A 9,676-nucleotide genomic window follows, 5' to 3' on the forward strand; every position below is an offset into this window, starting at 1 on the left:
AAACCTGCCCGGGACCTCGTCATGTCTTCCTCTGCGATACGGAAACGGCCCGCGCGTCAGTTCGTCTGTCGGCAGTCGACACAGCCGATGACTACATACAACACGGCGCTGACGGCGCGTAAATAACGAGTGGCAACACCTCGCCTGCCAGTCGGCCCCAGCCATACGGGTAGTGGCAGCCCTGTGACCGTCCGGTCGACGTTAAATCCACGGGTACCAGGTATGACCACCTCAAACCGCTGCGATACCCCATCGTCCCCCGGGCAGCGGCCTCGATAGTTGTACCGCGATCCCCGGCTGGTAACACCTGGATTTCATTTATCGAACTGGTGATGGTGCTTCAGGGCCACGTGGTACAACAGACACGCGGCGAAGGCACTACTGGGCGTCAGCCAGACGACGTCTCGACGAGCCTGATCTGGCAGACAATGCGCTCGGGCCATACAACCGCCACGCGCTGGCCTGGGCAAACCCTCGCCGCCGCGTGGACCCAGTCGGCCCGTTATAAATGTAACACCGCGGCTCTTACCTGCTGGAACGGCAGCGTGTGGCACTGTGTAAACGTCGTCCGGCACTGGCCTGAAGCCGCTCCAGGCGTCCTCCTTCAGCTGAAAACTGACCGACTGCGTCTGCAGCAACTCGATCGCAGTACGAGCGGGAGATGAATCGCTTCGGCGGTATCTCCGCAGCGCCACAGCAACTCTCTTCATAGACCGTCCGTTAGATATTGAACGGCCCGTAAATAAATGGTACGCTGTCAACTGCACCTGTCATGTCCAGACGATCGTTGATGGTCTGGGCCTTCCGTCGCTACCATGATTGCGGAAACGAGTCCGTCAGGCTCCGGCGATGATTCGCAGGCCATTCTACCCTCTCAGATATCGATGTACGCGTCCTTTCAGAAGATCGCGCAACGACAGTAATCAGTTCGCGGTGTAATGCCGCCGGATGGCGATGATCAACTGTTGTAATTTGATGCGACGGAGCGACATCGCATGGCGAATCGGCGACTGATCAGACCGGGCCGATGATACCGTGGCTAATCCGCGCATCGTGTTTTCGTCGAGCGATATCAGCGGATGTCGAAGAACCAGCGGTCGTTCATTCGACGAACGATAACGCGCAAGCGTCTCGCATCGTGGCCTTCAGCTCACTACCCGCCAGCGCGACTGAGCCCCAGATCACCTCTTCCCAGCTGATAACAGCAGAGACAGATGGTGGCAGGCCGATCAGCGCCATTTGCCTCATCGATTCCCAGAAGCACTCCTGTGCAATCGCCTGACCGCGGCCCCGAGACCGCGCATGGCTGGTTCATCACTGGTATCCGCAGGCATCGGCCGGCTGCCGCAGGCCGCCGGCCATCGCCGCCGCGGCTGTCTTATCGGCGCGGAGCTATCAACGCAATCCTGCTTTTGACCGACCAAACACCGCATGTATACGGCCGACGCAGTTACCCATCTGGACGGAACGTATATTCGCTTGATGGGCTCCGCCCTGGCTTGCACGCCTGGCAACGGCACAGGGCATGGCCGAATAGCGTCCCCCGGCGGCGTGCCTGTTGCGAGCTGAATCGGCGGCGTCGACGCATAATACGCGGCGGTAAACAACAGCGCCGTCCGGCAACGTAAACCATGTCGCCGGCCTGGCGGCGGGCACTACGCGCCAGTCTCACCGCTCTCACTGGACGACGAAACCGGTAGCCATACCGCTGAATGGCAGGGTGTCTCGAAACGCCGCCGCCGGTCATTACCGGTGAACACAAACCCTGGCGAACAACCGACGAACCGATGTCTCACGGGCGACTCAAACTTCACCGGAACGCCAGACCTAAACATTCGCCGTGGCTACAGTAGTTGAGCGCTCGAAATGCCGAGCGGCCCTCGTCACCGGTTACTATGCGGGCCCATCGCCATTTGCCCTGCCAACATCGCCAGCATTAGCTGGTCGCGCGCTGGATCAACGCTGGCTGGCGCCGGCGCAGCGCCTGAGCCGGACGCTGCCCGCGCCGGGCGCCGCCGGCGCGACAACTACGGCATCAGCCGGATACGTACCGGTGATGTCCCGGCTACCTGAAGACCGGGCTGCGCAGGTGTCGACCAGCGGCGCCATCTGAACTGGATTGATACCGTCATCAGGCCAGGATCCAGCCTGATCGATCTTATCGTTACCGCCACGCAAATCGTTCGAACCGTTCCGTCCTGCCTGCTGCTCTGCGTTCAGATGTTTCACGATATTGAAACTCTTTATCAGCGTCCCCGACAACGGTACGCGGCAACTGGTAGGCACTTGAAGCGCAATACGATTGATCTCATGCCCCAGCATCGTATCGGAACTCGGCGAGCATTACTCGTGAACCGGCTGCTGTGGCTGTTCGCGCGTCTGTAATCTACCTGGCTGTGGCGTAATACGAAGCAACGCGATCAATCCTGTTACCTGAAACCGGTAACCTACGGCAGGCCTCATCGCGCCGCTACTCAGCAACGGATCGGCGTCAGCCGATATCCGGCCACCAGGCCTGGCATGACGCGCTGCAACCGCTTCGCAAGCTACCAGCTGCAACCCCCTCTTTCGGCATCGCGCAGGCGGCATCACCTCAGATGCCACTTTACGGCGGTGCCGTACCCACACGAACGCCTCACCCGCAGCCTGACTCCTTGCACTTCCCCGCTTCACCAGCGGTAAATAACGCGCGATGTGATTATCTAAGCATCCTCGCTATCGATGACGTAGCGCCTGTGGATCCGTGCCATCCTCGCCATCGCAATTACCGTGCAGCTCCCCGACAGCAACAAAGGCTCGCATTCCCCCTCACGCAGCTCGCCATCACCAGCGTATGAGTTGGCTGACTACCGCACCGCAGGCTTATTACTCGGTGGCCTTCCCCCGACGTACCTTCCTCGCCGCCGTACGCCCGTGGCGACAAACGCCTGCCTGCAACATCTACTCGTGGCCTTCTCCCCGGCGAGTTTGCGGCTGTGGAGACTGTATCGGTGCCCCAGCTCTGTCAGGTTTCGAACGCTCCGGCTTTGTGGCCCGCTGCCCCTGCCGTACATAATCAGGCAACCTCGGTAACGTTACCGCACTGACCGCCTCAGCGAGCAACAGGTACAGCCAGCTGTGGACAACCGCCGGCCTTGTTTCAATCTCTGGCAGACAAGCACAGGTATCGCGGTAGCAACGACACTCCGATCATTGATCACCAATGCCAGGCCTGCAGTTTCCAGTACCATGGCCTCATCGGGCCGCACAAATCCTGTGTCCCCTGCTGGCGTTATGCACTGAACACGCAGTTAAAAGCTGACCGATGTCTTCCCTGATGCGCCGCCTCCATGACGACAGACGGCGTAACTCCAGCGCGACCGGCGACGTCAACTGGCAGCCGCCGTAATTACCTCAACACCGAGATTAATCACGCGATACCGTGCTATCTGGAGCGAAGAAGCGTGCTGCGCGGAACGCCCTCGGCAATCCATCGTCAGCAATATCCAGGGATGTTAGCACCCGGCGCGCTGTGACCAACATGAAGACAACGCCCTCAAAAACGCTTCGCCTCCCCTGGCTCGCTCCGTAAACTACTGAATGATCCTGTGTGCCTGTAGTAATCGTAGTGTCGACCCTGATGTCTGATTACTCATCTGTCGCTGTATTTGAGCAGTTAGTATGGCAGGGACGTGGCACTGAAATTACATCTATAAAACAAAGTGATCTGTACGCGGCGATCCGCCTGATGTCGGTGCCGTGCTCTGCCTGGAACATTGTGGATGGTGCAGGCGCCGGGCCTGATATGACCGCAACCGCGCAAACCGCCCCGTCCGACGGGCCTAGCGCTGATCGGCGAAGATCCTGCGCAGGATCGGACGCTCCGCCAGCTGGCGGCACGCCGCCAACCGCCTGAAATGATCTTCGACCGGCTGCTGGAACGAAGTACGGATCCCCTATCAGATGGTCGCGGCTTATCTGCCGATCCGCTGGAGCGAGCCGACATGAAGATGATGTGCCTGTGATTATCTGCCAGGCGCCGAACGAAAACCGAAGGCGTGCCTCACCAGCAGCAATCATCTGTCCCATCCGTCATATACCCGGTAAACGATCACCCGGTGTTTCTTGATCCCGCATCAGGCGTTAACAAATTTTTGATCACGCGCTGTCCCCCTGAGCGGCACCCCTGCCGCATCGACAACCTCCAGACGCCGTGCTAAGCCCGGGACCTACCCGGCGCCTCCAGGACGGCTGGCGGTGAGCGATACGCACTGGGCAATCAGGCTTCTGCAGCAGACCAAGCGAAGACAGCGGCATGAAACTGGGCCAGCGTCCGGCGCGGCACCATAAATCGCGCATTACCCGCCGGCAGCGTAACGAAATGACCGACAGTGCGCCACGGGCGAAGCCGCAAATCTGGTGCCGGCGGCAGTACTAATTAACTTCCCAGGCAGATAAAATGAAGCCGTTCTGGTGACACCACCAGGCCTGCGCGTACGGCTACCGGTGACCTCTCTGCATCCGGTGGACCCCGCACGGGCGGTTGCACCCGGAGCTGAACCGCCTCGCAGCTGATCACGAAGCCTTTAGCACCACCGGCAAACCCGGAACGCAGGCGGGTACACCGTACATGGCCAGCAGCCTTGACGGTGATCCGGTATTGGCGGCAGACACTTCGATGATCGATATCGGCGTTACCTCGAGTCCGTGGTGGGCGTATTTCCGCGATCTGCTCTAACTGTAAGAGGCGGTGTCGTGACTGTCCTGCCTCGTCTGCCCAGGCGGCGACGCCTAAATCAGTCGTAGCGTCGATGTATCGACGACAGCGCTGGCAGTGAAGTGCCTCGGTGATCGTACCGTGCCATCGTCTGGTGCCTGCGATACCGGTAACAATACCGGGAAGACGATGGGGCGTGAAGAACGCGACGGAGAAACTGGCGCCGTCGCGTCGAACGCATTGCTGCGCCACCAGTGGATACGTGCTTCCAGTAATGCCGAGCAAACCTGATGGAAGGTATGTGCTGAAGAACTTCCAGCCTGGCGTACGTGCCGGCGATCGCGGCACTGGCGGCCGGAGCGGTGTCGCCGTTGGCGACACTGCTGATCGTGGCATCTTCAGTATGCCGATCGCCTGCGAATGACGAAACGCAGCACCGAGTGGCTGGCGACTCCATGCGTGGTGAATTATGCCTGCTCGGCTGTATTTTCGTGGATAATCGCGATCACTCTGACGGTAATCCATCCCGCATGATGGAAAGCCCCTGCCTTGCGCATTACGAAGGTCGCCATCAGTGTTTGCTCATTCAGCAATCATCCGCTGGTCGCGTAACAACTGATTGGCTCAACGCGATGATTCAATACTTCCTCGAAGATGATCGCGTAGTTCACTGCGCCGGAATTAAATAAACGATGGTGGGTGGGAGCGGAAGGCAGACCGGTGATCTGGCAGATCCTGTTTGTTTCCTTTGTAATGCGGAGTCTGTCGGGCTGGTGACATGATTAACTGTGTTATCGCAAATACGGCGCGGCCTACGGGTCCACACCGCCGTACGCTTAGCGTACCGTAATCACACTACGATCGCAGCGTCATTCCTCATGGGCGGGCCAGGCCCCTGGCTTTGTGGCTGATCGGCGTTCAGTACCGTTGACGTGTCATCACGCGTCGCGACTGGGGCGCGCGTACACCCGGTGGAATCGTCACCCGCCGTCCTCTGTCGCCATCGCGTTGAGCCGACGTCGACAGTGAAACGTATGTGTCTCAGGCGCCTTCTGCCGTCACCATCTCGATAAACGCGCCGCGATACGCTGCTCGCGATGATGACAGCGTCATTGACGTATGTTCATCGCCGGCATCATCGCCGTGTCGCTGATCTCCAGATACTCGCCCTCCTCCGGTATCACCGACGCCGCCGCATTCGCGTCATGACCGCCGCCGGGCCGTTGTTAACATCCCTCGCCGAAGGCGCGCCCGCCGGCAACCTGGGTCATCGGCGATGATCTGAACCCTCGCCGTGCGCGGCGATCAGCGGCTACGCTGCCTGGCCCTGCGCTGGCCCGCCGACGTTCAATTTCGCGATGAACCAGCCGGCTACATCGTTCCGCCCTTCCACCAACTCGACGCGGCGATACCGCCGCCGAAATCACAGCATGAGCGACGCAGCTGTGACCCCGCCGCAAGCGCAGCCTGATCGTTTCCGCAAATTGACCGCTCGACGCGGCGGGTGCCTCTGCAGGTGCCTGACACCGTTTTCGATACCGGGCCAGTACAAACGCAGCGAAATTGTTGGCCATTTCAGCTCTGATGATGATGACGTGGCGGAACTACGGATACCACCGTGAATGAAGCGAGCTGGTACGGTCGTTCATCTGGCCTCGTTCGCGTGCGTGGCGCCTCAGGCAGGGTGCTGACGCAGTGCGACCAGGTGGCAGTCACGCGACCGCCGCGCCTGTCGCAGTGAACGCTCGTGACGGAAACACATGGCGCCATGTGCTTATGCAGGCGCAGGTGGGCGCTACAACAGCGGCGGGTCCACCACAGCGGCGATAAACGCCGCAGCGAAGGAAGTGGTAGTGAACGCTGTGATCGCCCGATTTCACGCAGATGAAGGCAGACGCCAATCTGTCCGCGAGTGTGGATGTTTACTTCGATGAGTCGCGCCCAGAAAACTCCGCCAGCGTTAGTTATTGCGGCTTGCGCAGAGGCCTCAGCTCAGTGGCCAGCTGGTAGGCACCATCAAATCTGTCGTTAACTCGGCAGGCTGCCTCTATTTATGTAACTGCACCCACAGTCCGTTACCAGGCATCGCTAACGGGTCGAATCTACACACCGTGATCTTACGTCCTCTTTCGGCTTTTATCGTGCATTTTCGAACGAAGTGCTGTTATCAACCGTCTCATCATCCGGCTCTTCGGTGAAGGCGGATGACAGCGTAATCCGGCAGCGAGATAAAAATGTATGGCTCGATGCCTCTGTAACGCCTCGTACCGTTGACAGCTTGTGACGTCGCCTTCGCGTTGTTGATGTGAAGGCGTCTCGTCTTCCCGCAGGAAAGATCGGCGGGATCCTGATGAACGGCCCAGGTGGCTTTATTCCAGGCAGCCTGGCCATGAATCCGGGCACTGTACAGCGACGCGACTCGCCGATGACAGCAACGTCATCTGTTTGGTCGCCGGGAGCTGTTTCCTTCGTGGCCCCTGTCTCGCTGGAACTGAAGCCTGCTGGGAGTTTCGACCGGTGCGCCGAGTTCGGGGCCGGCTGATCAGATACCGGATCAGCTCCTGGCGGAATCTGGAAGGAGCCGGTTTAACTCAAACGGCCATTGTGCAATCCGCCGCGGCGCTATCAGGCTGAAACCGGTAACGTGGCGGCCGGGTCTTTGGCCAACGAGTACAGTCAGCAGGCGAAACAACAGGCTTATCGGCACCGCCGACGCAAATATGCCAACGGCCACGGACCAGACCCCCTGCGACATCGACGACCCTGCGTAGATGGATCAACGGTACTTCGTCGACGGCGTCCTCCAGAACTGCGCGGAGCGGTCACCCCGATATCGGCCTGGTGATGAAGCGCGGCATCTTCTGGACTACCGTGCGAACCTCGCTCCACGCCGTTGAACGCGCAGCAGCGATCGGCGCCTGGTCGACGCCGGTACGCGGCAGCCAGTAGTGATGCCACCGCCGGGTTCCATAATGCTTCGCCAACTGGCGGAACCAAGTTTTGGCGGCTTCTGCCCGTCTCCTCGGATTGTAACCATTGCTGAACCAGATACTGCGAAGGCGACGAGCACGATTCCGCCGGCTCCCTGCTGTACCGAGCAACACCGCGTTCCAATGCTGAAGGATCGAGATCCTCCGCCCCGGGCGTGATGATCGAATGGCTGAAGGAGGCCGTACGCTACCTGGGCCATGATCGCGCGATCTCCACAGGGTATCACGCTCGACTAAGCGGCTCGATGCCGTATCCTGGCGCTGGCTGAAATTGACTACGGCGCGATACGTTCCGCCGCGGGCGCTCCAGCGCCGGCGCTATGATTAATCACCACGCGAACGATCTGGCGACTTGCGACTACCGCCTTTACGCCGGCCCAGACCGTCACCCCCCTATTTGATTGCCAGAGAATGCCGCAACTGGGAGCGACTTCGGCCACCGGTCATCTCCCTCGCCCGGCTTATGCGCGGCGATCGTGTATTTAGCGTGAGCTGGCGCGATCCTTAGACCCGCAGGAACGATGTCGGAATTCTCTCCGGCGAAGCAGCGGCGTGAATGCGGGCGCATATTCCCTGTACGTACCGGTCGGCGACCTACGCATACTTCAAGCGTGACCGTAGCCTATCCATGCTCATGCTCCCCCAGGCGCGGCGGCGCTTTCAGCGGATCTGGCCTGGCGCGGCGGCAGATTGCATCCCATTACGGTAGCTACTCTGGAAGATTTCGAGACGCTGCTCCCCGCAGTAATGTAACACGCAACGCAGACAAATTGTCGCTTCGGGAACAGTGGCCGGACCAGCTCCATCATTACGCGCAGGCGCAGTGCTGCGGCGGAAATACCATCATAACAAAGCGTGTCGATGGCTAACGTCCTATAAATCTGGTACTGTCTCGGATGGCGTCGAGACATGTTCGTAATGATTGGTAATGTTAATTTGCCTGTGAAGATGCCGTCATTTCTCATTCGTCGGTTCAGGTCCTCACGGGCTGGCGGTCTTCAGCTCTTCGTCCTGTATCCTGGACCCGAACGACGCGACCACACCGACAGATGGGTACGGTGGATGATCTCTGCGTTAGTCAGCTTCCGTGCGGGCGCCGGTAGTTCCAGGCATCAATGCTGTTTCTCCTCTGGCTGCGATCAGGCCTTCAGCTGTCGGCGTGGCGCACATTAACCGACTGACGACGCCTGATACGCTGATGGGAGACGAGCGGATACTGGGCTGGTATCGACAAACGCTGTGGAAACGCTGCGCAGATCTGTGGGTATCTCGCTGATAGACATGTCGTGGGCCTGTCGTCAGCGGGGCTCAATGATCGTGCAAACATGTCGTGTATGGCTGTCCATGTGGTACAGATGCCGTGAAAACTGGGAACCCATGGAGCAGCTCTCGACAGCTGCCAGCGTAATTACTTGAACTTCCGGACAGCACCAACTGCTCACGTCTCGGCCCCTTACGCCGGAGGCCAATCATGAAGAACGAACGTAACCGGATAATCGTGGCTGATTGTATGCAGCAGGCCTGCTGTATATTGTGTGTTGATCGAAGACGCTGAAGAGGCGTGTACCGCCTGATGACGGGCAATACCTGTGTGAGGCAGGGTCTGGGTGACGCGCCACAGCCGGCGGGGCAGGTCTCCCTCCTCGAAGGCGTGGATCTCATCAGTCAACGCCGCGATGATCTCAATCAGCGAGCAGCCGCGTACTCGTAGATGTCAGCCAGTGAGCGTCTGTCTCGCAGTATGATCTTTTCAGGGCTGGATCTCATCGCGATGGTGCCCAGTGGACCAATACAGCGCTGTAATGAGCGTGTACCGTCGCGTACGATATTTCGAATCTCTAATTTCCTTTATATCCTGGAAACTGCCCAAGCTTGAAAGTCTAAGCAGGCAGCCCACGGGCGGCCGTGCCAGCAACGGAGCAGCTCTACAGCTCAGACGGTACTGTGGTGTTCAATTATCGATACTGCACGGCGTTTCAACATAGCCATG

The 9,676-nt window shown here is 59.4% G+C and carries 2 protein-coding genes; one reads left to right on the top strand and one right to left on the bottom strand.

What is annotated here, in order from left to right:
- Positions 1-1,956 precede the first annotated feature (1,956 nt).
- Positions 1,957-2,322: a hypothetical protein gene (locus PBV52_RS50815; RefSeq protein ID WP_274249181.1), complete on the bottom strand. Its 366-nt coding sequence runs from the start codon at positions 2,320-2,322 to the stop codon at positions 1,957-1,959.
- A 2,703-nt stretch (positions 2,323-5,025) separates the two neighbouring features.
- Here PBV52_RS50815 and PBV52_RS50820 point away from each other — a divergent pair.
- Positions 5,026-5,385: a hypothetical protein gene (locus PBV52_RS50820; protein ID WP_274249183.1), complete on the top strand. Its 360-nt coding sequence runs from the start codon at positions 5,026-5,028 to the stop codon at positions 5,383-5,385.
- Positions 5,386-9,676 lie beyond the last annotated feature (4,291 nt).

The sequence above is a fragment of the Streptomyces sp. T12 genome, assembly GCF_028736035.1.
Classification (GTDB): domain Bacteria; phylum Actinomycetota; class Actinomycetes; order Streptomycetales; family Streptomycetaceae; genus Streptomyces.